The organism is Kitasatospora sp. NA04385, from assembly GCF_013364235.1.
Classification (GTDB): domain Bacteria; phylum Actinomycetota; class Actinomycetes; order Streptomycetales; family Streptomycetaceae; genus Kitasatospora.
Genome location: NZ_CP054919.1, coordinates 5,851,442 through 5,874,724, shown reverse-complemented (window position 1 = coordinate 5,874,724; position 23,283 = coordinate 5,851,442). Strand labels below are relative to the sequence as shown.

24 protein-coding genes and 1 pseudogene are annotated in these 23,283 nt (G+C 75.6%); 15 read left to right on the top strand and 10 right to left on the bottom strand.

From position 1 onward, the window contains the following. Position 1 precedes the first annotated feature (1 nt). The 6 genes and pseudogenes from HUT16_RS26100 to HUT16_RS39855 form a co-directional block, all read left to right on the top strand. Positions 2-958 carry an ABC transporter permease subunit gene (locus HUT16_RS26100; RefSeq protein WP_176190492.1) on the top strand — a complete coding sequence of 319 codons (957 nt, stop codon included), beginning with the start codon at positions 2-4 and terminating at the stop codon, positions 956-958. Next, entirely contained in the window at positions 946-1,773 is an 828-nt protein-coding gene (locus HUT16_RS26095) for an ABC transporter permease (RefSeq protein ID WP_176190491.1), read from the top strand. Before HUT16_RS26100 ends, HUT16_RS26095 begins: the two co-directional genes overlap by 13 nt. A 22-nt stretch (positions 1,774-1,795) precedes the next feature. Further along, positions 1,796-2,875: an ABC transporter ATP-binding protein gene (locus HUT16_RS26090; protein ID WP_176190490.1), complete on the top strand. Its 1,080-nt coding sequence runs from the start codon at positions 1,796-1,798 to the stop codon at positions 2,873-2,875. 160 nt (positions 2,876-3,035) lie between these two features. Next, complete coding sequence (locus tag HUT16_RS26085) at positions 3,036-3,701, top strand: HAD family phosphatase (RefSeq protein ID WP_176190489.1); 666 nt, start codon at positions 3,036-3,038, stop codon at positions 3,699-3,701. Beyond that, entirely contained in the window at positions 3,701-4,021 is a 321-nt protein-coding gene (locus HUT16_RS26080; protein ID WP_303392103.1) for a multidrug efflux SMR transporter, read from the top strand. Before HUT16_RS26085 ends, HUT16_RS26080 begins: the two co-directional genes overlap by 1 nt. Then, positions 3,925-4,389: pseudogene (locus HUT16_RS39855) on the top strand (DUF6584 family protein); the annotation flags it as partial. The gene HUT16_RS26080 and the pseudogene HUT16_RS39855, both read left to right, overlap by 97 nt. Before the next feature lie 266 nt (positions 4,390-4,655). On the opposite strand, the gene HUT16_RS26075 reads toward HUT16_RS39855, so the two are convergent. From HUT16_RS26075 to HUT16_RS26055, 5 genes are all read right to left on the bottom strand, one after another. Next, positions 4,656-5,900 carry a glycoside hydrolase family 3 protein gene (locus HUT16_RS26075; RefSeq protein WP_176190488.1) on the bottom strand — a complete coding sequence of 415 codons (1,245 nt, stop codon included), beginning with the start codon at positions 5,898-5,900 and terminating at the stop codon, positions 4,656-4,658. Positions 5,901-5,998: 98 nt separating this feature from the next. Continuing rightward, positions 5,999-6,700: a phosphonatase-like hydrolase gene (locus HUT16_RS26070; protein ID WP_176190487.1), complete on the bottom strand. Its 702-nt coding sequence runs from the start codon at positions 6,698-6,700 to the stop codon at positions 5,999-6,001. Positions 6,701-6,810: 110 nt separating this feature from the next. After that, positions 6,811-7,932 (bottom strand): TIGR03364 family FAD-dependent oxidoreductase, encoded by a 1,122-nt coding sequence (locus tag HUT16_RS26065; protein ID WP_176190486.1) that lies wholly within the window; start codon positions 7,930-7,932, stop codon positions 6,811-6,813. A gap of 118 nt (positions 7,933-8,050) precedes the next feature. Then, positions 8,051-8,563, bottom strand: coding sequence for a pyridoxamine 5'-phosphate oxidase family protein (locus HUT16_RS26060; protein ID WP_176190485.1), 513 nt, complete (start codon positions 8,561-8,563; stop codon positions 8,051-8,053). A gap of 119 nt (positions 8,564-8,682) precedes the next feature. Continuing rightward, a complete protein-coding gene (locus HUT16_RS26055; RefSeq protein ID WP_176190484.1) occupies positions 8,683-9,321 on the bottom strand; it encodes a phosphatase PAP2 family protein in 639 nt (212 codons plus the stop codon). A 185-nt stretch (positions 9,322-9,506) separates the two neighbouring features. Between HUT16_RS26055 and HUT16_RS26050 the strand changes: the two genes are divergently transcribed. Genes HUT16_RS26050 through HUT16_RS26040 form a run of 3 tightly spaced genes read left to right on the top strand, consistent with a single transcriptional unit; the run spans position 9,507 to position 12,426 of the window. After that, positions 9,507-9,875, top strand: coding sequence for a BlaI/MecI/CopY family transcriptional regulator (locus HUT16_RS26050; RefSeq protein WP_176190483.1), 369 nt, complete (start codon positions 9,507-9,509; stop codon positions 9,873-9,875). Continuing rightward, a complete protein-coding gene (locus tag HUT16_RS39345; RefSeq protein ID WP_303392102.1) occupies positions 9,872-10,435 on the top strand; it encodes a hypothetical protein in 564 nt (187 codons plus the stop codon). Before HUT16_RS26050 ends, HUT16_RS39345 begins: the two co-directional genes overlap by 4 nt. Further along, a complete protein-coding gene (locus HUT16_RS26040) occupies positions 10,333-12,426 on the top strand; it encodes a GAF domain-containing protein (protein WP_303392145.1) in 2,094 nt (697 codons plus the stop codon). The genes HUT16_RS39345 and HUT16_RS26040 overlap by 103 nt, the downstream gene beginning before the upstream one ends. Here HUT16_RS26040 and HUT16_RS26035 read toward each other — a convergent pair. Next, the gene (locus HUT16_RS26035) at positions 12,345-12,764 is read right to left on the bottom strand and encodes an SsgA family sporulation/cell division regulator (RefSeq protein WP_176190481.1); all 420 of its coding nucleotides are present in this window, start codon (positions 12,762-12,764) and stop codon (positions 12,345-12,347) included. The two genes, HUT16_RS26040 and HUT16_RS26035, sit on opposite strands and share 82 nt — an antisense overlap. 385 nt (positions 12,765-13,149) lie before the next feature. Between HUT16_RS26035 and HUT16_RS26030 the strand changes: the two genes are divergently transcribed. Continuing rightward, complete coding sequence (locus HUT16_RS26030; protein ID WP_176190480.1) at positions 13,150-14,148, top strand: hypothetical protein; 999 nt, start codon at positions 13,150-13,152, stop codon at positions 14,146-14,148. 66 nt (positions 14,149-14,214) lie between these two features. On the opposite strand, the gene pepN is transcribed toward HUT16_RS26030, so the two are convergent. Then, complete coding sequence (pepN, locus tag HUT16_RS26025; protein WP_176190479.1) at positions 14,215-16,731, bottom strand: aminopeptidase N; 2,517 nt, start codon at positions 16,729-16,731, stop codon at positions 14,215-14,217. 126 nt (positions 16,732-16,857) lie between these two features. Here pepN and HUT16_RS26020 point away from each other — a divergent pair, with 126 nt between their 5' ends. From HUT16_RS26020 to HUT16_RS26005, 4 genes are all read left to right on the top strand, one after another. Further along, positions 16,858-18,105, top strand: coding sequence for a TerD family protein (locus HUT16_RS26020; protein WP_254897990.1), 1,248 nt, complete (start codon positions 16,858-16,860; stop codon positions 18,103-18,105). A gap of 1 nt (position 18,106) precedes the next feature. Beyond that, the gene (locus tag HUT16_RS39340) at positions 18,107-18,664 is read left to right on the top strand and encodes a hypothetical protein (protein ID WP_176190478.1); all 558 of its coding nucleotides are present in this window, start codon (positions 18,107-18,109) and stop codon (positions 18,662-18,664) included. Between the two features lie 114 nt (positions 18,665-18,778). Continuing rightward, positions 18,779-19,237 carry a hypothetical protein gene (locus HUT16_RS26010; protein ID WP_176190477.1) on the top strand — a complete coding sequence of 153 codons (459 nt, stop codon included), beginning with the start codon at positions 18,779-18,781 and terminating at the stop codon, positions 19,235-19,237. 27 nt (positions 19,238-19,264) lie between these two features. Then, the gene (locus HUT16_RS26005) at positions 19,265-20,020 is read left to right on the top strand and encodes a hypothetical protein (RefSeq protein ID WP_176190476.1); all 756 of its coding nucleotides are present in this window, start codon (positions 19,265-19,267) and stop codon (positions 20,018-20,020) included. Between the two features lie 261 nt (positions 20,021-20,281). Here the strand turns inward: HUT16_RS26005 and HUT16_RS26000 are convergent, their stop codons facing one another. The 3 genes from HUT16_RS26000 to HUT16_RS25990 form a co-directional block, all read right to left on the bottom strand. Continuing rightward, positions 20,282-20,569, bottom strand: a complete 288-nt coding sequence (locus HUT16_RS26000) for a hypothetical protein (protein WP_176190475.1) — start codon at positions 20,567-20,569, stop codon at positions 20,282-20,284. A gap of 236 nt (positions 20,570-20,805) precedes the next feature. Then, positions 20,806-21,993 (bottom strand): helix-turn-helix domain-containing protein, encoded by a 1,188-nt coding sequence (locus tag HUT16_RS25995; RefSeq protein WP_176190474.1) that lies wholly within the window; start codon positions 21,991-21,993, stop codon positions 20,806-20,808. Between the two features lie 67 nt (positions 21,994-22,060). Continuing rightward, positions 22,061-22,696 (bottom strand): HAD family hydrolase, encoded by a 636-nt coding sequence (locus tag HUT16_RS25990; RefSeq protein ID WP_176190473.1) that lies wholly within the window; start codon positions 22,694-22,696, stop codon positions 22,061-22,063. A 57-nt stretch (positions 22,697-22,753) separates the two neighbouring features. Between HUT16_RS25990 and HUT16_RS25985 the strand changes: the two genes are divergently transcribed. Further along, the gene (locus tag HUT16_RS25985; protein WP_176190472.1) at positions 22,754-23,281 is read left to right on the top strand and encodes a ferredoxin; all 528 of its coding nucleotides are present in this window, start codon (positions 22,754-22,756) and stop codon (positions 23,279-23,281) included. Positions 23,282-23,283 lie beyond the last annotated feature (2 nt).

The window sequence follows — 23,283 nt, the reverse complement described above, 5'->3', positions numbered from 1 at the left end:
CATGACCACGGCCCCCACCCCGGTGCCGGCCCCGGCCGCCGCTGACCCCAGCGGCGGCCCGGGCGCCGTCGGCGCCGCCCCCGCCTCCCCCACCGCCCGCCCCGCCCGGCGCCGCCCGCGCGGCCGCGCCTGGCTGGCCGCCGTGCCGCTGCTGGCCTTCTTCCTGGTCGGCTTCGGCCTGCCCGCCGTCGCCATCGTCACCGGGGCGTTCACCGTCTCCAGCGACGCGGAGAGCGGCGCCGGCTCCTTCACCACCGCCAACCTGACCGACTCGGTGCAGGGCGCGTACTGGACGGCGCTGGTCTCCAGCGTGAAGCTGTCCGCGCTGACCGCGCTGATCGGCACTGTGCTCGGCGTCCCGATCGCCCAGGCCGTGCTGACCTCCCGGTTCCGGCTGCTGCGCGAGGCGGTGCTGACCGCCTCCGGCGTGCTCGCCAACTTCGGCGGCCTGCCGCTGGCGTTCGCCTTCGTCGCCACCCTCGGCAACGCGGGCGAGGTGACGAAGATGTTCCACCTGACCGACCACGGCTGGTCGCTGTACAGCTTCACCGGCCTGGCCGTCACCTACCTGTACTTCCTGGTGCCGCTGATGGTGCTCACCATCACCCCCGCGCTGGAGGGCCTGCGCCTGCAGTGGCGCGAGGCCGCCCGCAACAACCGGGCCACCACGCTGCAGTACTGGCGGCACGTCGCGCTGCCGATCCTGTTCCCCTCGCTGCTCGGCGGCTTCGTGCTGCTGTTCGGCTCGGCGTTCGCCGCGTACGCCACCGCCGCCGCCATGGTCGGCGCGACCGTCCCGCTGATCAGCCGCCAGATCGCCGACGCGCTCTCCGGCAACGTGCTGGTCGGCCAGGGCAACCTGGCGCTGGCGCTCAGCCTCGACATGATCGTCGTCGCCGTCCTGGTGATGGCCGTCTACCTGCCCCTCCAGCGCCGGAGTGCCCGATGGCTCAGCTGAACCCCCGCCCCCGGCCCTGGCGGTGGGCGGTCCTGCTGCCGGCCGGCCTGTACTTCCTGGTCCCGATGGCCGCCTCGGTCTGGTTCTCGATCGACGACACCGACGGCATCTCCTTCGACGCCTACACCGGGCTGCTCTCCGCCCCCGGCTTCACCGACAGCCTGGTCCTCACCCTGGAACTGGCCGCCGTCACCGTCGTGGTGCTGCTGCTCCTGCTGGTGCCCGCGATGATCGCGGTCCGGATCGGCGCGCCGAAGCTGCGCCCGGTGCTCGAAGTGGTCTGCACCCTGCCGCTGGTGGTGCCGCCGGTCGCGCTGACCGCCGGCCTGATCGGCGTGCTGCGCTGGGGCCCGGACTACCTGATGGACACCCCGTTCTTCCAGACCTTCGTCTTCGTCCAGCAGCCCGAGTTCCCGCTCGTCCTGGTCGTCGCGTACGTCCTGATGGCCCTGCCGCTCGCCTACCGCGCCCTGGACTCCGGGCTGCGCGCCGTGGACGTGCGCACCCTGGTCGAGGCCGCCCGCAACTGCGGCGCGGGCTGGCCGCGGGCCGTCCTCTCGGTGATCGTGCCGAACCTGCGCGGCGCGCTGCTGAACGCCGCCTTCCTCACCCTGGCCCTGGTCCTGGGCGAGTTCACCACCGCCTCGATCCTCGGCTACCAGCCCTTCGCGGTGTGGATCTACTCGGTCGGCAACAGCCGGGGCCAGATGTCCGTCGCGGTGTCCGTGCTCAGCCTGCTGATCACCTGGGTGCTGCTGCTCCTGCTGGCCGCCGCCGGCCGCGAGCGCCGCCACCAGACCGCCGCCACCTCCTGAGACGTTCCGGAGACCGCCACCCATGAGCACCGCCACCGCCCCCCTCGCCCAGGACGCCGCCACCGGCAGCGCCACCGTCGAATTCCGTTCGCTGCGGCGGACGTTCGGCACCACCACCGCCCTGGACGGCCTCGACCTGACCGTCCGCCCCGGCGAACTGCTCGCCCTGCTCGGCCCGTCCGGCTGCGGCAAGACCACCGCGCTGCGCGTCCTGGCCGGCTTCGAGACCCACGACTCCGGCGAGGTGCTGGTCGACGGCGAGGACATCACCCGCATCCCGGCCCACCGGCGCGACGCCGGCATGGTGTTCCAGTCCTACAGCCTCTTCCCGCACCTGACCGCCGCCGACAACGTCGCCTTCGGGCTGCGGATGCGCGGCGTCGGCAAGGCCGAACGGCTGCGCCGCGCCCAGGAGTTGCTGGAACTCGTCGGCCTCCCGCAGCGCGCCGCGCACTACCCGCACCAGATGTCCGGCGGCCAGCAGCAGCGCATCGCGCTCGCCCGCGCGCTCGCCCTGCAGCCGCGCGTGCTGCTGCTCGACGAGCCGCTCTCCGCCCTGGACGCCAAGGTCCGCCTGTCACTGCGCGAGGAGATCCGCCGCCTCCAGCAGGAGCTCGGCATCACCACCCTGTTCGTCACGCACGACCAGGAGGAGGCCCTCTCGATGGCCGACCGGGTCGCCGTCCTGCGCGCCGGGCGCCTCGAACAGTGCGCCACCCCTTCGGAGTTGTACTCCCGGCCGGCCACCGCGTTCGTCGCCGAGTTCGTCGGCACGATGAGCCGCGTCCCGTGCTCGCGCACCGCCGACGGCGGGGTCGAGGTGCTCGGCCGCCGCCACCCCGTGGACGGCGCCCTCCCCGCCGACGGCGAACTGCACGTCCTGGTCCGCCCCGAGCACGTCGCGCTCGCGCCCGCCGAGGACGGCCCCGCGCTGGTCGTCGCCGCCGCCTTCCTCGGCGCCGTCACCCGCCTCACCGTCCGCCTCCCCGACGGCACCGAGATCAAGTCCGACCTCCCCACCGAGGCGGCCGCCGCCCTCCCCCTCGGCTCCCGCGCCGCCCTCACCCTCCCCGACCGCCCGGTCCTGGTCGACCGGGCCTGAACGCCGCGCAGTGGCCCCGACAGGGGCCCGGGGAACGGCGGGTCGATGCTGCTGACGGCGCACTGCCGTTGCGCGCGCGGGCTTCCGGTTCTGTCTACTACCCGCAGCAGCACGGACTCGTCGTTCCCCGAGCCCCTGACCCCACGTAAGAGGTACCGCCATGCCCGCAGCCCCCCGCCCCGCCGCCGTCCTGTTCGACATGGACGGCACCCTGGTCGACACCGAGCACCTGTGGTGGCAGGCCGCGGCCGAACTCGCCGCCGAGCTGGACCTGACGCTCACCGACGCCGACCTCCCGGACGTCCTCGGCCGGGCCGTCGAGCACACCGCCGCCCACCTGCACCGCAGCAGCCGCACCGCGCGCCCGGAGGCCGACCTGGTGGAGCACCTGAACGAGACCTTCGCCGCGAAGGTCGCCTCGCAGATCGTCCCCCGCCCCGGCGCCCTCGCGCTGCTGGCCGCGCTGCGCGACGCGGACGTCCCGACCGCCCTGGTCTCGGCGTCCCCGCGCCGGGTGGTCGACCTGGTGCTGCGCGCCATCGGCCCGCACTGGTTCAGCACCACCCTCGCCGCCGAGGACACCCCCCGCACCAAGCCCGCCCCCGACCCGTACCTGGCCGCCGCCGCCCGGCTGGGCCTGGCCCCGGCCGTCTGCGTCGCCGTCGAGGACACCCCGACCGGCGTGGCCTCCGCCCGCGCCGCGGGCTGCCCGGTGCTGGCGGTGCCGTCCGCCGTCCCGATCCCCGCCGCGCAGGGCACCACCGTGCTGGACAGCCTGGCCGACGCCGACCTCCCCTTCCTCGCCGCGCTCTCCCCCGCCCGCTGATGCCGTACCTGCTGCTCGCCCTGGCGATCACCAGCGAGGTCTGCGCGACCAGCCTGCTCAAGCTCACCGACGGCTTCTCCCGGCCGTGGCCCAGCCTGGCCGTCGCGGTCGGCTACGCGCTCTCCTTCGCCCTGCTCGGCCGGGCCCTCAAGCACATACCCGTCTCGGTCGCGTACGCGCTCTGGTCGGGCGCGGGCACCGCCGCCGTCGCGACGATCGGCGCGTGCTTCTTCGGCGAGGCGCTGGGCCGCCTCCAGTGGTGCGGCCTCGCCCTGGTGATCGCCGGCGTGGTGCTGCTCAACCTCCGCTCCACCCACTGACCTGCCCGAATCCGGTTGACCGCAGCCGGGGCGGACCAGCAGAATCCGGGGCCGTGAGCGTCGAATCCACCCTGGTCAGAGCTGCGGCCGACCTGCGGGAGGGCCGCGAGCCGCTGGCCCTGCGCCGGCTGCACGGCCTGCTGTCGAACGACCCGACCGACCTGGTGGCCCGCCGCCGCCTCGCCGACGCGTACCGGCGGACCGGGCAGCTGGACGAGTGCGGGCGCTGGAACTACCTGGACGAGGAGCTGTCCGGCCTCGAACTGGCCGCCTTCGAACGGCGCTTCCGCGACCCGGCCCGCCGCCTGGCCGTGCTGCGCTGGCCCGACCCGGCGCGCCGCCCGCCGCCGACCCCGACCGCCCGCCGCCGCCTGGCCGCCCTGTACCGGCGGCCACCGGCACCGACCCCGACTGGCCGGAGCACCGGGAGGACGCCGCGGCCCCGGCGCCCGCGACCGTCGGCCCGCCGGCCCCGCGCCGGTCGCGCCGGTCGGCCGTCGGCCCGCCCGGCGGCACCACGCCGAGGCCGACCTCCACCCCCAACGGCCCGCGCACGTGGCCGCGTTCCGCCTCACCCTGGTGCTCGTCGCCGTGGCGGCGGTGCTGCTGGCGCTGGTGCTCTGACGGCCGCCCGCTACTTGAGCGTGCCGCGCAGCGCGTCGACCCGCTGGGCGGAGGCGGTGAAGTCCTTCCGGTCGAGCTGTCCCGAGGCCAGCGCCGAGGCCAGCGCTCCGGCCGCCGCGTCGCCCTGGGCGACGTCCCGGCCGGAGCAGAGCAGCAGGTCGACGCCCGCGTGGGCGACGGCCAGGGCGCGCGCGGGGGTGCCGCCGAGCGGGTCGAGGGCCTTGGCCTCGATCGCGTCGGTGATGGTGACGCCCTCGTAGTGCAGGCGGCCGCGCAGCTCGTCGCGGACGATCGTGCCGGACGTCCCGGCGGGGGTGCCGGGGTCGAGCGCGGGGTAGACCGCCCAGGAGAACATCACCAGCTTGACGCCGGCGGCGATCGCGTCCCGGTAGGGGCGTTCGTCCACGCTGCGCAGCTGGTTCAGCGAGACGTCCAGGGTGACGGGCTCCTCGTCGGTGTTGGCGCCGGTGGGCGCGCTGCCGAGGCCGGGGAAGTGCTTGGCGGTGGCGGCGACCCCGGCGCCCTGCTGGGCCTTGAGGAAGGCGGAGCCGAGCCGGCCGACCACGGCGGGGTCGGTGCTGTAGGAGCGCTGCGCGGAGTCGGCGAAGTCGCCGGGGGTGCGGTAGACGTCCAGGACCGGCGCGAGGTTGAGGTTGAGGCCGTACTGGCCGAGCGCGGCGGCGGCCTCGCCGCCGGTGCGGGTGGCGGCGGCGCCCGGGTCGGCGGAGCGGCCGACGTCCTTGGCGGACTGCTCGGGCCCGCCGGGCACCCGCCGGACGAGTCCGCCCTCCTGGTCGGTCATCAGCAGCAGCGGGCGCGGGCTGGGGCTCTGCTGCTCGGCCTCGCGCAGCCGGGTGACGGCGGTGCGCAGCGCGGTGGCGTCGGTGCCGACGTTCTCGGCGAAGAAGATCACCCCGGCGACCCGGCCCTCGCGGACCCGCTGCAGCAGCGTGTCGGGGACGGTGGTGCCGGGGTACGAGTAGACGATCCGCCGTCCGGCGAGCTCGGCGTCGCTCGGGCCGGTGGTCGGCGCGGCGCTGGTCGGCGCGGGCGTCGGGGCGGGGGTCGGCGTGGGGCTGGGCGTCGGTGTCGGCGAGGGCGAGGGCGACGGGGACGGGCTGCCGGGCTCCGCGCTGCCGGTGGTCGTCCCGGCGGTGCCGGACGGGGCGCTGCCGCCGTTCCCGGAGGAGCCGCAGCCGGTGAGCAGCGTCAGGCCGAGGGTGAGCACTCCGAGCGAACGCAGCGACCGCAACATGCCATCAGATAAGCACGCAAAAGCCGCACGGACCAGTACCGCGCGGCCCCGGGGCGTCGCCGGGGCCGCGACGGCCGGGCCGGGGAGGTGACCTCCCGTCAGCGGGCGGCCGGCAGGGCGGCCAGCAGGGCGGGCAGTTCGGCCACCGAGGCCAGCACGTGGGTGGCGCCGTCCGTGCGCAGCCGGGCCTCGTCGTGCGCGCCGGTCAGCACGCCGGCCACCACCGCGGCCCCGGCCCGGACGCCGGTGAGCATGTCGTAGCCGGTGTCCCCGGCCACCGCGACCTGCCGCACCGAGTCGGTCCGGGTGCGCAGCAGCGCGGTCAGCGCCAGGTCGGGGTAGGGGCGGCCGCGCCCGGCGTCGGCCGGGCAGAGCGTCAGGTCGGCGACGTCCCGCCAGCCGAGCGCGTCCAGGATCCGGTCCTGCGTGGTGCGCGAGAACCCGGTGGTGAGCGCCACCTTCCGTCCCTGGCCGCGCAGTTCGGCGATGGCCTCGGCCGCCCCGGGCAGCGCCTCGCAGCGCCCCTGGTCGACCAGCCCCTCGTAGGCGGCCTCGAAGACCAGGTTGGCCCCCTGCGCCCGGTCCTCCTCGCCGAACAGGTGCCGGAAGACCGAGATCTTCGACTCGCCCATGGTGGCCCGCACGTGCGCCAGCATCGCGGCGTGCTCGGGGCTCCCGGTCTCCACCCCCTGCGAGCGCGCGGCCGCGGCGAAGGCCAGCTCCACCAGCCCGTCGTCGGCGACGGTGGTGCCGGCCATGTCGAGCACCACCAGGGTCACATCGTGCGTGGTCATGTCCATCCTCAGGTGATCCGTGGGCCCCTCCGGGGGCCCGGGGAACGGCGGGTCCGAGCCGCTGACGGCCGGAGCCCGCCGGAAGGTCCGTGCCGCCGGGCAGCGTCGGGTCGGGCTCAGAGCCCCGCGGCGTCCGCCGTGTCCGCGGCGATCGCGGGCGAGCAGGTCATCCCCCGGCCGCCCGGCCCGGTCACCAGCCAGGCGCCGTCGGTGAGCCGCTGCCGGTGGACGACCAGCGCGGGGTCGGTGCACTGGGCGTAGACGCCGGCCCAGCGGCGGCGGATCGGGGGCAGCGGGCGGCCGAGCAGGCTCCCGGCGACGGCGGCGAGGTGGTCGTACGGGTCCTCGACCACGTCGAAGCCGAAGGGCTGGTCGTACTCGTGGGTGTCGCCGACGGTGAGTCCGCCGTCCCGGCGCTGGACCATGAGCAGCTGCATCTTGTGCTCGGCGGCGACGTCCGGCTGCGGCTGCCCGGCGCGCAGGGCGTCCAGCTCGGGGCCGGCGAAGGCGGGGTAGTAGCGGAAGGAGTCGCCGTCGGCGACGGAGGTGGTGAGCGGCTCGCCGAGCGGGTCGGTCTGCATCATCTGGAGGCGGACCCGGCGCACCGGCAGGTCGGGGGCGAGTTCGCGGACCAGCCCGCCGAGCCAGGCGCCGGTGCAGAGCAGGACGAGGTCGCCCTCGTGCAGCTGCCCGTGGTCGTCGCGGACGGCGCGCGCGCCGACCAGGTCGCGGACCTCGCGCCCGGGCAGGAAGGTGTAGCGGCCGGTGGCCTCCAGCGCGGCGCGCAGCGCGGGCTGGGCGGTGCGGGGTTCGACGGCGGCGTCCCGGGCGCAGTGCAGGCCGGCCAGGAACTCGCCGCGCAGTGCGGGGTTGAGGGCGCGGACCTCGTCCGCGCCGAGCAGCCGGTAGCCGCGGCGGTCGGCGTCGGGGAGCTTCGACGCGGCTTCGGCGACGGCGAGTTCGGCGGCGGTGCGGGCCAGGGTGAGCGAGCCGTTGGGGCGGAACCCCAGGCGGGGGACGCGGGCGCCGATCTCCTCCCACAGTTCGCGGGCGCGCAGCGCGGTGTCGAGTTCCGGGCCGGCGGCGCGGCCGCTGACCCAGACCAGGCCGAAGTTGCGGACGGAGGCGCCGCGGGCCTCGCTCTCGCGTTCCAGGTGGACGACCTCGTGGCCGCGTTCGACGGCCTGCCAGGCGTGCATGGTGCCCAGCACGCCCGCTCCTACGACGATGACTCTCATGCGGACAGGCTCGGGCGCCGAGGTGGCCGCCAGTCGTCCGGATCTCGTCGCGGACATGAACCGCCCGCAAGAGTTGTCCATACAACCTGGCCGCCCCGGCGCCCGTCGGAGCCGTCCCTCAGCGCAGCACGCGCGCGTGCAGGTACTCGCGCCGCCCGAACCGCGGCTCGTCCACGGCGGTTAGCTCCTCCACCTGGAAGCGGTACAGCGCGGCCGCGCCCCGGCCGTTCAGGAGCTGGTCGGCCAGCTCGGGGTCGGCGGCGAACCCCGGGTAGCGGCCGCGGTACGCCTCCAGCGCCGCCTCGGCCTGCCGGCCCCAGGCCTCGCCCGCGCTGCCGGTGAGCTGGATGCCGCGCAGCTGCTCGCCGAACGCGGGCGGCGGCAGGTGGACGGTGGCGGCGGCTCTGGCCTCCTCGGCCAGGTGCCGGCTGTGCCGGGTGGAGCGCTCGCTGAAGAAGTACAGCACCAGGTCGGAGTCGAAGGCGTAGAAGGCCAGGTTGGCGTGCGGTCCGCGCTCGGGGCCGGCGGTGGCCAGGCTGAGCACCGTGCTGTCCGCGAGCAGGCCCTCCACCCCCTTCCCGAGCTCGTCCGCGGGCCAGTTCCCCTGGATGACGTCGAGTCGGTACGGCATGGCGCGTCCCTCCGCAGAGCTGCAGGAAAAAGCGAGCCGGGCGGGGAGTCACCCCTGCCCGGCTCACATGCTCCCCCCGCCCGGCGCGGCCGCACAAGAGGCCGGTCCGCCCTGTCTGCTCAGGCCGTTCCGGCCCCCAGCACGGGGCCGAGCGGCCCGGTGCGCAGCCGGTCGACCAGCGGCGCGGCCCGTCCGGCGAGCAGCGCGAGCGGGATCGCCACCAGGACGCCGACCAGCGCGGCGACCAGCACGTCGTGCGGGTAGTGCGCGCCGACCCAGACCCGGGAGGCGCCCATCAGCACGGCGGCGAGCAGCGCGATCCCGCCGATCCGGCGGTCGGCGTACCAGAGCGCGGTGGCGGCGGCGAACGCGGCCACCGTGTGGTTGCTGGGGAAGGACCAGTCACCGGGCGGCGGGCAGGTCTCCAGCGGCACCGTGGCCGGGATCTGCTGGCACGGCCGGACCTCCTCGACCAGCGACTTGAGCACCGAGTTGACCAGGTAGGCGACGACCACGACCAGCGGCGAGGCCAGCACCCGGGCCATCACCGCCGAGTCCGCGGCCCGGGCCCGCCACCAGGCCCACAGCATCAGCAGCGCGAACAGCGCGAGGCCGAACGCGGACCACTCCTTGACGAGCTGGTCGAGCCAGTGCGGCGCGGAGTCGGCCCACCCGGTGACCCGGGTGTAGAGGCCGCCGTCGATGCCGCTGCCGTCGTAGGCGAGCAGGTGGGCGGGGGGATGAACGTTCGGGGTCACGGGGACAACATGTACCAGAACGGGCGAGGTGAACGGTTCACGCGCGGCTCCGGGGGACGGGGTCAGGGGCAAGGCTGGCGGACCTCCCGTTACGTTGGGGGGCGTCCAGGCGGGGACGCGCCCCAACGTCTACATTCGTGTAGACGTCGACAGGACTGTAGACGAATTCCGGAGGTTCGCGCGACATGACGGACACGCCCGCCCGTCGGCCCGCGGGGGAGCTGGAGGCCCAGGTCCTGGCCGCCCTCTGGGCCGCCGCCGGACCGCTCACCCCGCAGCAGGTCCAGCACGCCATCGCCGCCGACCTGGCCCGCACCACGGTCGCCACCATCCTGGCCAGGCTGCACGAGAAGGGCACCCTCTCCCGCACCAAGGCGGGCCGGGCCTTCGCCTACACCCCGACCGTCCAGGACGCCGACGGCCTGGCCGCCCGCCGGATGCGCACCGAACTCGACCGTGGCCGCGACCGCTCCACCGTGCTGGCCCGCTTCGTCTCCGACCTCTCCGACGAGGACGAGCGCCTGCTGCGCGACCTGCTCGGGGAGCAGCCGTGACGATCGCCGTCTGGGCCCCGCTGCTGCTGCCGCTGCTGGCCGCCCCGCTCGCCCGCCGGCTCGCCGAACAGCTCGCCCCGCGCGCCGCCGCCCTCACCCTGGCCGCCACCGCCGTCGCCCTCGGGGCCGCCACCCTGGCCTCGCTCGGCCTGCTCACCGTCACCGGCCTGCTGCACCTGCCCTACGGCGCCGCACTGGCCCACCTCTCCCCCGCGCACCGGCACCCCGGCGAACTCTCCGGCCCGGAGTGGGTGCCCGCCGCCGCCCTCGCCGCGACCGCCCTGCTCGCCGCCGCCCTGCTGGCCGCCCGCACCGCCCGCCACCAGTACGCCGACCTGCGCCGCGCCCGCACCGCCACCGGCGACGCCCCGGCCGGCCGGCGCGCCCCGGTCCGCCGCCCGGGGCCGGCCGCCCCGTCCTCACCGTCCTCACCGACGACCGGGCCGACGCGTACGCCCTGCCCGGCCGCCCGCCCCGGATCGTCGCCACCACCGGCATGCTCGCCGCCCTCACCGGCCCCGAACGCGCCGCCCTGCTCGCCCACGAACGCGCCCACCTGACCGGCCGCCACCACCTCCTGCTGGCCGCCGCGGAGTACGCCGCCGCCTGCCACCCCGCGCTGCGGCCGCTGCGCCCGGCCCTCGGCTACCACCTGGAGCGCTGGGCCGACGAGTGCGCCGCCGCCGCGGTCGGCGACCGCGCCCTGACCGCCCGCGCGATCGGCCGCGCCGCCCTCGCCACCGCCCGCACCCCGCCCGCGGCCCGCCCCCGGCTGGCCGCCACCGCCGGGCCCGTCCCCGCCGCGTCCGCGCCCTGCTGGCCGCCCCGCCCCGCCCCGCCCGCCCCACCGCGCCCTGCGCACCCTGGCCGCCATCGCCCTGGCCGGCTGCCTCACCGCCACCACCTGCGCCACCGCCGAGGCCGGCCACGACTTCCACCGGGCCGTCGAAACCGCCCAGGACGACTCCCCCCGCTGAGCGCGGCGCACGCGCGGCCCCGCCGTTCCCCGAGCCCCCGCATACCGGTCCTCCGCAGGCGGGAAACCGACCAGTCTGCATCATGTTCCGGAACGCGGACGACTCTTTTCGCCGTCCCGGCGTGTCCCCGTCGAACCCCCGTACGCTGTCAGCCGGACCGAGAAGAGGGAGGGGACCGCATGCGGCGGATCGGCGGCGGCCCACCCCTCTCCCGACCGACCGGTCGGTATGTCCGGCCCGAACTGGCGGAGCCCGCGGGGCCGACCGCCCTGCGGCCGGAGATCGGGGACTCCTGGGAGCGCCTGCGCCGCCTCGGGCTGGACCCGGATCGCGCCCGGTCGGCGCCCCGGCTGCCCCTCGGGGAGCTGGAGGAGCTCCGCCGGGCCACCGGCCTGGAGCAGGTGCTGCCGGTGCTGCGCTCCACGCTGTTCCCGCCGGGCGACACCTCGCCGGTGGTGCTCGCGGTGTCCGACCCGAAGGCCCGGCTGCTGTGGCGGGACGGCGAGGCCCGGCTGAAGCGGGACGCCGACGCGCTCGGCTTCGAGCCGGGCGCGCTCTGGTCGGAGGACGCGGTCGGCACCAACGGCATCGGCCTGGCCGCCCGCACCGCCCGCGCCAGCACCGTGCACTCCGTCGAGCACTACCTGCGCAGCCACCACGGCTGGACCTGCGCGGCCGTCCCGATCCGCGATCCGCGCACCGGCCGGCTGGCGGGCGTGGTCAACCTGAGCAGCCCGGCCACCGACAGCCACCCGTACCTGCGGCAGCTCACGCTGACCGCCGCCCGGCTCGCCGAGACCGAGCTGCGGGCCGGCCACCTGGAGGCGCTGCACCGGCTGCGGACGGTCGCGGTGCCGCTGCTGGCCCGCTTCGGCGGCCCGGCGCTGGTGGTGGACGGCGCGGGCTGGACGGCGGCCGCGACCGGCGTGCCCGGCCCGCCCCGGCTCGCGCTGCCGCAGGACAGCTGGGGCGCCGGCGGGGTGCACTGGGTGCCGACGCTGGGCGAGTGCGCGGTGGAGCCGCTGGCCGACGGCTGGCTGGTGCGCCCGGCCGCACCGCGTCCGGCCGAGCTCGCCGAACAGGCCGAGTCCGCCGCCCTGGAGCTGGACCTGCGCCGCCCCGACCGCCCCGAGCTGCGGGTGCGCGGCAGCGCGGGCGCCTGGTCGCACTCGCCGAGCCCCCGGCACGCCGAGCTGCTCCTGCTGCTGGCCCTGCACCGGGACGGCCTGAGCGCCGCGCAGCTCGCCGAGGCGCTGTTCGCCGACCCGGCCCGCACCGTCACCGTCCGCGCCGAACTCTCCCGGCTGCGCAGGCACCTGGGCGCCCTGCTGGAGGCCAGGCCGTACCGGCTGGCGTCCTGCGCCGAGGCCGCCGTGCTCGGGCCGGACGACCCGTACGACCTGCTGCCCGGCTCGGACTCGCCGGCCGTGCGGCTGCTGCGGGCGGACTTGGTGCGCGGCCTGCTGCGGCTGCCCGGCCGGGGCGGCGGCGCTCAGCCGTCGGCCAGCAGTTCGGCCAACTCCTCGTCGCTGGGCAGCAGTTCGGCGGCGCTGCCGTCCGGCACCACGGCGTAGGTGCGTTCCAGCCAGGCTTCCACCTGCGGGCGGGACGCCTCCAGCAGGGCGCTGCCGTACGGGGACTCCAGCGCCAGGTGCAGGGTCGCGCCGTGGCAGGGGCAGTGCGCGGGCCACAGCTTGATGTCGCCCTGGCCGCTGAGCGACTCCAGCCCGTCCCGCAGCAGGTCGCGGGAGAAGACCCAGTCCGCCTCGTCGGACCGTCCCAGGTGGAAGGTCAGGCGCACCTCGTGCGGCGCGGCCGCCGTGTACCGGAACCGGGTGCTCACCTCACCGACCAGGTCCTGGTCCAGGGCGATCCGCAGCGCCAGCACCTCCTCCACCACCGCGGGGGGCACGGTGGTGCTCCTCCGGTCGCCGCCCGTGGGGGTGGCGGCGATCGGCTGGTCGGAAGGGGCTGACGGCGGGTCGCACGGCATGACGATCTCTCCGAGGCGGCTGGGTACCGCTCCAGCGTGCTCCGGTGCGCGGCCGCCCGCAACGGTTGCAGGGGGTTGCACGACGATCGCGGCGGCCGGTTCAGGCCACCGCCGGTGCCCGCCGCCCCGCGCCAACTCACCCGCGCGGCAAGGGACTCGATTTGGCCGTCGGGTTTCACCCGGGATCTGGCGGCCCGTCAGACCGCTGGTAGTCTCGTCCCTCCCGCCCCGTTCGTCCGGGCCCGTCCGGGCCGCGCACGGGGTGCGGCGTCGCGTGCGGTCCTGTACCAGGAAGGGGAGCCCGGTGGCGCTCCGCGAGCACTCCAGGCCCGTCACCGCGGGCCGTTCGGGACGGCACGGCCGGCCCGGGCCCTTCGGCGGGCGGCTGCGGCTGCCCACCATCCGCTTCTCCGGCGCGGCGATGGCGATGTCCACGGTGGTCGGCATCAGCCTGGCCACCACCTGGCTGCTGAACGAGCAGCAGCAGGTCGGCCGCCGGGTCGGCGTGACGGTCGGCGGGCCGCCCGTCCCCAGCCCCGACGCCACACCCACCGAGGGCGCCACCCCTCCCGCCCCGGGCGCCACCGTGCAGGCCGCCCCGGCGACGGCCGGCGGCACCACCACCGCCACCCCGGCCCCGTCCAGGACCCCGGGCCGGACCCCGAGCAGCGGCGGCGGCACGCCCGGCGGCGGCATCCGCCCGGCGGAGGCCACCACCGCCGCGCCCCCGGTCCGCCCCGCCCAGGTCACCTCGGCCGCCCCCACCGTCCCGGGCCCGGCCACCGGCGCCGCCCCGGCCGGTGCCGCGCCGAGTGCCGCCCCGGCCTCCTCGCCCGCCGCGCCGCCCGCCCCCGAGCCGCACACCCAGCCGGTGTCGCTGGTCCCGGGCCCCTCGGCCCCCGTGCCGTCCCCGAGCGCCTCCGCTGCCCTCCCGCACACCCTGCACGGCGCCGCCCGCACCGACCCGGTCGGCCCGACCGGCACCCGGCACACCCTGCGGCTCGACCTGGACGAGGCGATGACCGCCCTCCAGGTCGAGTTCCGGCTGAACCGCCCCGCCGCGCTCCCGGGCACCGCCCCCGCCACCGACCTCCCCGGCGCGGTCGTCACCATCGCGCTGGAACGCGACACCCTGGTCTACCGCTTCACCACCCCGGCCGACCTCCCGCTGCGCCCCGGCAGCTACGCCTTCACCGTCACCGGCGCCCTCCCCACCGCGGCCCCCGCCGCCCCCGAGACCTGGACCGCCTCCGCCTTCGCCCTCCCCACCGCCCGCGCCCTCACCGCCCGCGGCGCCTTCTGAGCGGACGCCGCCGGGAGCGGCGGGAGGCGGCGTCAGGGGCCCGGGGAACGGCGGGCCCCTGAACGCTCACGCCCCGCCGAAGGCCCTGCGCACCGCCCGCGTCCGCCGCAGGTCGTCCGTCGAGTCGGCCAGGTTCCGGCGCAGCGCCGGGGTCAGCGCCGGGTCCGCGAGGACTCGTTCCGCCGCCGCCACCACCTCGGGCGTGGCCTGGGCGACGGGGTAGAGGGTCTGGCCGAGCAGCCGGGTGACGGTGTCGCTGCGATCGGCGACCCCGGCGATCCGCTCGAAGAAGCGCAGCGCGTACGCGTCCTGCCGGTCGGGTGCGCCGGAGGCCCAGAAGCCGCGGGCGGTGGCCTCCAGGATCCGGTTGGAGGCGGCGTCGGGCGTGAACAGGACGTCCCAGGCGCGGGCCTTGGCCTCCTCCCCGGGCCGCGCGGCCAGCGCCCGCGCGGCGCCGAACTCGGCCTCGCTGCCCGGCTCGCGGGCCGCCTCGGCGGCGATCCGGGCCTCGTCGAGCTCGCCGAGCGAAGCCAGCCGGGCCAGCCCGGCCCAGCGCAGTTCCGGTCCGACGGTCAGCCCGTGGGGCACGGCTTCGCCGGCCAGCCAGCGGCGCAGTTCGGCGAGCTGCTCCTCGCCGCCGCTGCTCTCGACCGCGGCGCGCAGCGCGGCCAGCCGGATGCCGCGGCCGCTCCCGCCGTCGGCGCCGGGGCCGTCCGCCAGCAGGGCGCGGGCGGTGCGGCTGACGGCGGCCAGCCCGTCGGCCCGGCGGTCGGCGGGCAGGTAGCGGCCGACCACGTGGGTGCGGGCGAAGGTGAGGACCGGCTCGACGATGCTGTCGGAGGTCTCCGCGGGCAGGTGGCGCTCCATCAGGTCGAGGTAGGCCGCGGGGTCGAGTTCGGCGTCCCGGACGAGGTCGCGGGCGTGCTCCCACAGGACGGCGCGGGTGACGTCGTCCTCGATGGTGGACAGCGACTCCCGCACGGCCCGCCAGGAGTCCGGGTCGAGGCGGATCTTGGCCCAGGTGAGGTCGCCGTCGTTGGGGACGACGAGCGTCGCACCGGCCTCGACCAGGGCGGGGACGGCGACCCGGCGGCCGGGGCCGAGTTCGACCGGGACGCGGCCGGCCGGGACGAGCCGGCCGTCCCGGTGCCGGTAGCCGCCGACCTCGACCAGGTGCGGGCGGCTGCCCTCGTTGACGACGGTCAGCGCGGTCAGGGTGCCGTCGGCGGCGCGCTCGGTCTCGGCGCGCAGCGTGTCGACTCCGCTGGTGCGCAGCCAGGCGTCCGCCCAGCCGGGCACGTCGCGGCCGCTGCTGGCGGTCAACGCGGCCAGGAAGTCCGGGAGTTCGGCGTTGCCGTAGAGGTGGTCGGCGAAGTACGCGTTCAGCCCGGCGAAGAAGGCCTCGTCGCCGAGCCAGGCGACGAGCTGGCGCAGCGCGGAGGCGCCCTTGGCGTAGGAGATGCCGTCGAAGTTGACCATCGCCTCGGCGACCGAGCGGGTGCCGTTGCCGGCCACGGGGTGGGTGGAGCCGCGCTGGTCGGCGTCGTAGCCCCAGCCCTTGCGCTGGGCGGCGAAGCCGGTCCAGGTGCCGGTGAAGCGGGTGGCCTCGGCGGCGATCCGGTAGCCGAGCATCTCGGCGAACGACTCGTTCAGCCACAGGTCGTCCCACCAGCGCATGGTGACCAGGTCGCCGAACCACATGTGGGCCATCTCGTGGCAGACCACCATCGCGCGGCGCTCCCGTTCGGCGGCGGTGGCCGGGGAGCGGAACAGCATCTCGTCGCGGAAGACCACGCAGCCGGGGTTCTCCATCGCGCCCCAGTTGAACTCGGGGACGAACGCCTGGTGGTACTCGCCGAACGGGTAGCGCTCGTCGAAGAGTTCGTGCAGCCGGTCCAGCGAGGCGGCCGTCACCTCGAACAACTCGCCTGCTTCGCGGTCGAGTTCGGCGGCCAGCGAGCGGCGGGCGTGCAGGCCGAGCGGGATGCCGTCGTGCTCGCCGTGCACCGAGTGCAGCGGGCCGCCGACCACGGTGAACAGGTAGGTGGAGATCGGCTTGGTCGGGGCGAACTCCCAACTGCCGCCCTCGCCACGGACCTTGGCGCCGTTGCCGACCAGGGTCCACTCGGCGGGGGCGGTGGCGGTCAGCGTGATCGGCGCCTTCAGGTCGGGCTGGTCGAAGCAGGCGAACACCTTGGCCGCCAGGTCGGGCCCGCAGGTGGCGTACACGTACACCGCGCCGTCGGCCGGGTCGGTGTAGCGGTGCAGGCCCTCGCCGGTGCGCGAGTAGCGCATCTCGGCCTCGACGAGCAGGTCGTTCTCCGCGCGCAGGCCGGGCAGCGCGAGCCGGTTGCCGTCGAGGGCGGCGGTGTCCAGCGGTTTCCCGTTCAGGACGGCACACCGCAGGACGGCGGGGTCGACGTCGACGAAGCTGTCGGCGCCGGGTTCGGCGCACCGGAACCGGATCTCGGTGGTGCTGACGAACCGGTCCGGGCCGCCGGTGAGGTCGAGGCCGACGCGGTAGCCGTCGACCTCCAGCAGGCGGGCACGGACAGTTGCCTCGGATCGTTGCAGTGCTGGCATGCCCGCATGCTCGCCGAGGCTCCCCGGGGCGGGCAAGCGTGCGGGGGCCGGATTCGCTCGCGGCGTACCCCGGCGGGCGGGGCGGTTTGGCTAGGGTGGGGACGGCGGAGATTCGAGGAGGAGCACGTGACGTCTGTTCTGGTGCAGGGTGGCAACGCGTCCCTGGGTTCGGCCCGGGTCGTGGTCGAGGTCACCGCGCCCAAGCGGCTGGACGTGTCGGGGCTGCTGCTGACCTCGGCCGGCAAGGTCCGTTCGGACGCCGACTTCGTCTTCTTCAACGCCCCGCAGGGGCCGGGCGTGACGCACCGTCCGGCGGCCGGCGGCGCTCCGGACGCCATCGCCGTCGACACCGCGGCGGTGCCCGGCGAGATCACCCGGATCGTGGTGACCGCCTCGCTCGACGACCGGCAGGCCACTTTCGCCGGCACCGAGCCCACCGCGACGGTCCGGGACGCCGACACCGGCCGCGAGCTGTTCACCTTCACCCCGCCCCGGCTGTCCAGCGAGACGGCCCTGGTGGTCGTCGAGGTCTACCGGCGCGGCGCCGAGTGGAAGATCCGCGCGGTCGGCCAGGGGTACGCGGACGGGCTGGCGGGGATCGCCACCGACTTCGGCGTCTCGGTCGCGGACGAGTCCCCCTCCGCCGCCCCGGCCGCCACCACCGCGCCCACCGCGCCGCCCGCCGCCCCCGCACCGCCCGCCGCACCGCCGATGCCCGACGCGGCGCCTCGCGGTGCGACCGCGCCGCAGGCCCCCTCCTCCCCTCCCCCGATGCCCTCCGGCTCGCCCGCCGTCGGCAAGATCACGCTCGACAAGGGCCGGGTCAACCTGGTCAAGGGCGGTTCGGTCTCGCTGGAGAAGGCGGGCAAGCCGTTCCTCGCCTCGGTCCGGATGGGCCTGGGCTGGGAGCCCGCCGGGCGCGGCCGCAACATCGACCTGGACGCCTCGGTGATCGCCTTCGACGCCCAGCGCAAGAAGATCGACACCGCCTGGTTCATGAAGCTCGCCATCTTCAACGGCGCGATCGCGCACTCCGGCGACAACCTCACCGGCAAGGGCGGCGGCGACGACGAGGCGATCACCGTCCACCTCGGCGGGCTGCCCACCGAGGTCTGCGGCCTGGTCTTCGTGGTCAACTCCTTCTCCGGGCAGAAGTTCACCGACATCAAGAACGCCTACTGCCGCCTGGTCGACACCGCGACCGACCAGGAACTGGTCCGCTTCGACCTGGCCCAGTCCGAGCCGCACACCGGTGTCGCCATGTGCAAGCTGGTGCGCCAGTTCTCCGGCGAGTGGGTGATGACCGCCCTCGGCGAGTACGTCGACGCCAAGACCGCCCGCAGCATGGTCGCCCCCGCCGCCGCGATGCTCTGACGTGCCGCCGGACGACCCCGCGCGCTTCCACGTCCGCCTCCGGCCGCCCACCGCACCGGCGGCGCCGGAGGCGCTCGACCCGCTGGACGAGCCGCCGTACGACTACGCCACGCTCGCCCTGATCGGCTGCGCCGACCTCGCCGCCACCGACGCGGCCGCCGAGGCGGGCGGCTTCGGCGCGCCCTGGCACTTCGACGTCCCCTACGACCTCTCCGCGTTCCTGGAGGAGCTCGACCGGCTGCTCGCCGCCTTCCACGACCGCACCCCGTACACCCTGGACCTCTACCCGCAGGGCCTGGAACGCACCCTGGCCTTCACCTTCCCCGCCCCCGGCCTGGTCACCGTCCACTGCACCTCCCGCACCGACTGGATCCCCTCCCCCGCCACCGAGCACCACCCGTACGACCGCCTGCACGCCGAACTGCGCGCCCTGGCCCGCACGTTCGCCACCGCCCTGGAAACCGCCAACTCCCGCACCGCCGCCCACCCCCCCTTCCCCGCCTGGCGAGCGGACCGCTTCGCCCCCGCCCAGCCCCTCATCGGCCACACCGACACCTGACCACAGCGCCCCCGATCCCCTGAGCCCCGCTCTCTCCCCCGCCCCTCTTCCCTCTCCCCCCTCCCCTCCCCCAACTCCCGTCCCCCACCCCCCGCTTCGCGCTAGCGTTCCCCCATGCCCGCCCCACCGCCACCCGTCGCCTTCCGCTTCACGGTCCGCCCCGGCCAGGGCGCCCCCAGCGGCTTCGACCTCTGCGACCTGGCGTTCACCGGCCCCGAGGGCTCCGTCACCTCCGTCGGCCACACCCCCGACCAGGGCATGATGCTCGTCCTCGCCGTCCCCGGCCTGCTCGACGAAGTACGCGCCCTGCTCGCCCGCCGCCACGGCACCGCCGTCTTCCGCCCCGCCGACTCGCCCTTCCGCCTCTGCTTCACCCTCCACCGCGGCCTGGTCACCACCACCGCCCCCGACCGCCGCCGCCTGGGCACCACGACGACCGCCGTCCTGGCCCACGCCCTGCTCACCGCCGCCGAGTCCTTCGCCGCCGACCTCCTCCCCACCCTGCCCGCCGACGACCCCGCCCGCCACGACCTGCCCCTCTCCCTCGCCGCCTTCCGCGCCCGGCACCCCTGACCGCCCCCGACCTCCCCTGGAGCCGCCGTGCCCGCCACACCCGCCGACCCCGACCGCCCACCGGCCCTGGCCGACTACGCCGACCTCGCCGTCTTCCCGGACACCTTCACCGCCCGCCAGTACGCGTTGATGGGCGGGTTCGCCGAACACCGGCTCTCCGCCGCCGAGTTCACCCGCACCTGGTACGCCTCCCGGCGGGCCGCACTGGCCGCCGGCGAGCGTCCCACCGGGCGGCTCGCCGACGCGCTGGACACCCTCTTCGCCGCCATGGAGGACGTCGGCGCCACCGACGAAGACCTCCGCGCGGCCGTCCGCACCGCCCTCGACACCACCCCGCCCGGCGACCCGCGCGTCCGCCTGATCGCCGCCTGCGGCCTCACCCCGCTCCCGCCGCTGCCCCCCGCGGCCCCCCCCCCCCCCCTCGCCCTCTGGCAGCGCGCCGCCGCCTTCGAGGCCGTCCCCACCCGCACCGTCCCGCTCGACACCCCCGACCCGGCGGCCGGCACCGACCGGGCCTGGCTGCAACTGGCCCGCTCCACCGGCCTGTTCGCCCCGGACAGTACCTTCCTCCTGCACATCGGCGCCCGCGGCCTCGGCCGCCTCGACTGGACCCTCGTCCGTCACCACCCCGGCGCCCGCCTCGCCGCCCTACTCGGCGACCACCCGGACCAGCCCGAGTTCCTCGCCCTCTCCCCGAACGGCCGCACCGCCCTCGCCGTCACCACCGAGGAGTACGACATCTGGCTCCTCCACCTCACCCCACCCTGGCCCGGACCCCACTGACCGGCCCGCTACAGGTGGCGACATGGAACTCCGCCCACAAGTCCCCACGGCCGGTGGACGAACTCCGACCACCCAACCGCGCGGCCACCCGCAACAGCCGCTGCACGACCTCACCCTCGCCAGTCCGGCCCACCCCCGTCAGCTCGATCCGAATCCGGAAGCACCCGCAGTCGAGCTGCCCCACCGGAACCTCCCCGTCCAGCACCGCGGCAACGGCGGCGGCCTGCTCGAAGACGTCCCGCGCGACCGGATCTACGCCGTTCATCCGGCATAGGCGAGACGAACCTCACGGCTGCGGCCGTCCATCACGAACGCCAACCGCTGCGGCCCCCGCGCAAGGTGCCCCGCCAACAACCCGGGGTCGTGCAGCAACGCCCGGTACGCCTCGGCCTGGTCCCACCCCAACGGCAACGTCCGGAGCACGGCCCACAGAGCCTGTCCGGCGGCAGCCACCGTGGGGTAGGTGCGCTCGGCCATGACGCCCGGGATCGCAGCAATGCACTGGTGCACCGCTGTGACCGGTTGCTCGATGTCGAGGTCACCGGTCACGGCCGACCTCCGAGTGGGCGGCGCACACCACGGTGTCGAAGTCGTGCACCACGCCGTGGACGCCGGGCAGAGTGATGGTTCCGTCAGGGCGGAGCGGAGGCTCGGTCGAACCGCAGACGATGCAGGCCTCTCCGTGGAGGCGCGCAGGGCTCATGCCCTGGTCGGGCGATGTCGCTGTCACACCCGCTACGATCCCCGTCCGGGAAGGCGGGAAGTGACACAACCTGTGTCACTCGTCAGACCGCCTTCGCCCAGCGGGCCATCGAGAGCAGTTCCTCGTCGCGGCCACGGGTGAGCCGTACCAGGGTGGCCAGTTCCGTCCGGACCTGCCCGTGCTCACGGACATGCTGGGGGGCGATGCGACGAGCGAGGAGCAAGGACTCCCGGGCGTGCCGGGGGCGGCCCAGCGCTATCTGCGCGCGGCCAAGGTCGATGTAGTAGTGGCTCCTGCGTTCGGCAGGCAGGTCCCGGGGCGGAACCCAGTGGCCGGCCTCCGCCACCGCACGGCCGAGGTCGGCCGAGTCGCCCAGTTCGACCGCCACCGCGAGCTGGTGGATGCGCACCGACGCCGGTCCGACCGCGGTCCCGTCGTACAGCTGCTCTGGAACGCCGCGCACCAGACGCTCGGCCTCGGCCAGGTGCAGCCGCGCGCTTCCGGCATCGACCGCCCGGCCGGCCACGACGGCGGCCCGCATGTGCAGGGCGACGGCTGCGGCAGCCAGCGGCACCGTCGTGGGCGCCGGCATGCGGTCGGCGGCCTGCTGCAGTGCGCGCAAGCCCGCGCCGAGTTGGCCGGTGGCGAAATGGACCTCGGTGCGGACGTAGGCGGCAGCGGCGTCCAGTGCCGGGTCCTCGGCGATGCCGGCGGCCCAGCGCATCAGCTCGACCAAACGGGCCGACAGGTCGCGGTAGCCGTACTTGTAGGCCGCGGCGTCAGCACTTCGAACGGCCAGCGCGAGCAAGCGACCCGCCTGTCGGCGGTCAGGACCTTCTGCAGCCTGGTGGACGGCACGGAAGAGTTCCTCCAGCAGCGCCGGAATCAGCTCCACGAGCCGGCCGTACTGGGAGTTGACCCGGGCCACGGTCATCTCCTCCACTGCCGCGCCGAGGTTGCGCAGCAGTCGCACCGGGCCGTCCTCCGGCAGATCGTACGAGGCGATCGCGGCCTGCAACACCGGGATCGCCCGGTGCACGCGGGAGTCGGTGCGGCCCGGCCCGTCGGCCAACTGCTCCGGGGTGGTGCGCAGGGCCCGGGCCAGGACATCGAGCACGGCGTCGCTCGGCGTCCGGGTGCCGGCCTCGACCTGGCGGATCATGCTGACGGAGACACCGGAAGCCTCGTGAACCTCGCGGCGGGTAAGACCGGCGGCAGCACGGGCGGCAGCTACGCGGTACCCGAGGTGCGTGGCGGTGGGGGCGGGCATGCTGGCACAGTACCGCCGCTGCCATGATCTCGGGTGCGGAACCGTCCCGGTCCAGCTGGGGTGTGATTCAACGAAGTTGACGGTCGATCAGGTCGGCGAGCTCGGCCAGCGAATCGACCGTCCAGTCGGCATCCGGTGCGGTGGCGGTCAACCCGATCGGGCCCCGCCGCAGGTGCACGGCCCGCAGACCAGCCTCGCGGGCGGGGGTGACATCGTTGGCCGGGTGGTCCCCGACGTAGACGATCTGCTGCCGATCGCCTGGAGCCCACTCCGCGACCCGCTCGAAGAACTCCGGGCTCGGCTTGGAGACGCCCCACTCTCCGCTGGTGGCGATGGCATCGGCGGGCAGATCGAGCCCCCGCAGCAGGTCGGCGACGACCGCGTTCTGGTTGCCCGCGATGCCCACCCAGACTCCGGCGGCGCGCAGTTGTCGCAGCGCGGGCCGGGCGTCCGGGTACAGGTCGGACTCCTCCAGGTGGTCGCCCTGGCCGACGGCCTGGCGGGCGCGCCACTCCGCCGGGACGTCGCACCCGGGGCGGATCAGCCGAAGCGCCTCTGCGTTGTCGAGGCCCTGCGCGAGAACGTGCCCGACGAGCGCCGACATCGTGTGCGCCGGGACACCCAGCCACCGGGCCCAGTCCGCCCAGTAACGGGTGTCGCTGGTCAGCGTCTCACCGATGTCGAACACCACCGCCGTGATCATGCGGCCCAGACTAGGCCGTGTCCGGTGAACCGTTCGGAACATGGCTAACCTTCTGCCGTGGACCTTTACTTCGACCCCGTGCCGCTGCTCGACGATGCGCGCGGAGCGTTCCTGGGGCAGTGGCCGGATCGGAAGTGGCTCAACGTGCCCGGGCCGTTCTACGGGGCCGAGACCGACAACTGCGGCACGGGCCGGATCCACGCCCCCGGGCTCGTGCTCTACGAGGCCGACCACTTCACCGAATACGTGTACCGACAGCCCCGGACGCCGGAGGAGCTTCAGCAACTGGTCGACGCCGCAGAAGCCGAGGCGTTTTCCGGTTACGGCTGCGATGGTGACACCCACTGGACGCCGGAAGCGGTCCGGGAGTGGTGGCGCAACCGAGGGCAGATCAGGGAGTACCTGAGGGGCCGGCGAGACGACTGGGAGGCCGACGACGCGAAGGCCGGGCAAGGTGTGGCCGCCGCTGCCCTGCAGTACGCCGCCTACCTCGACGGCGGCCTGGCTGCGCACCTCCGCGTCTACCTCTTCTGGCTCGAGGAGCGACGCTCTCCCACGGCTGCGGACCGACTGCCGCAGCTCTGACG

Bases quoted from the DNA above. Each gene is read 5' to 3' on its own strand.
- HUT16_RS26080 (WP_303392103.1), top strand. From the start codon at position 3,701: ATGCCGTACCTGCTGCTCGCCCTGGCGATCACCAGCGAGGTCTGCGCG.
- HUT16_RS26095 (WP_176190491.1), top strand. From the start codon at position 946: ATGGCTCAGCTGAACCCCCGCCCCCGGCCCTGGCGGTGGGCGGTCCTG.
- HUT16_RS26060 (WP_176190485.1), bottom strand. From the start codon at position 8,563: ATGCCGTACCGACTCGACGTCATCCAGGGGAACTGGCCCGCGGACGAG.
- HUT16_RS26085 (WP_176190489.1), top strand. From the start codon at position 3,036: ATGCCCGCAGCCCCCCGCCCCGCCGCCGTCCTGTTCGACATGGACGGC.
- HUT16_RS26100 (WP_176190492.1), top strand. From the start codon at position 2: ATGACCACGGCCCCCACCCCGGTGCCGGCCCCGGCCGCCGCTGACCCC.
- pepN (WP_176190479.1), bottom strand. From the start codon at position 16,731: ATGCCAGCACTGCAACGATCCGAGGCAACTGTCCGTGCCCGCCTGCTG.
- HUT16_RS26010 (WP_176190477.1), top strand. From the start codon at position 18,779: ATGCCCGCCCCACCGCCACCCGTCGCCTTCCGCTTCACGGTCCGCCCC.
- HUT16_RS26090 (WP_176190490.1), top strand. From the start codon at position 1,796: ATGAGCACCGCCACCGCCCCCCTCGCCCAGGACGCCGCCACCGGCAGC.
- HUT16_RS25990 (WP_176190473.1), bottom strand. From the start codon at position 22,696: ATGATCACGGCGGTGGTGTTCGACATCGGTGAGACGCTGACCAGCGAC.
- HUT16_RS25995 (WP_176190474.1), bottom strand. From the start codon at position 21,993: ATGCCCGCCCCCACCGCCACGCACCTCGGGTACCGCGTAGCTGCCGCC.
- HUT16_RS26075 (WP_176190488.1), bottom strand. From the start codon at position 5,900: ATGTTGCGGTCGCTGCGTTCGCTCGGAGTGCTCACCCTCGGCCTGACG.
- HUT16_RS26065 (WP_176190486.1), bottom strand. From the start codon at position 7,932: ATGAGAGTCATCGTCGTAGGAGCGGGCGTGCTGGGCACCATGCACGCC.
- HUT16_RS26070 (WP_176190487.1), bottom strand. From the start codon at position 6,700: ATGGACATGACCACGCACGATGTGACCCTGGTGGTGCTCGACATGGCC.
- HUT16_RS26050 (WP_176190483.1), top strand. From the start codon at position 9,507: ATGACGGACACGCCCGCCCGTCGGCCCGCGGGGGAGCTGGAGGCCCAG.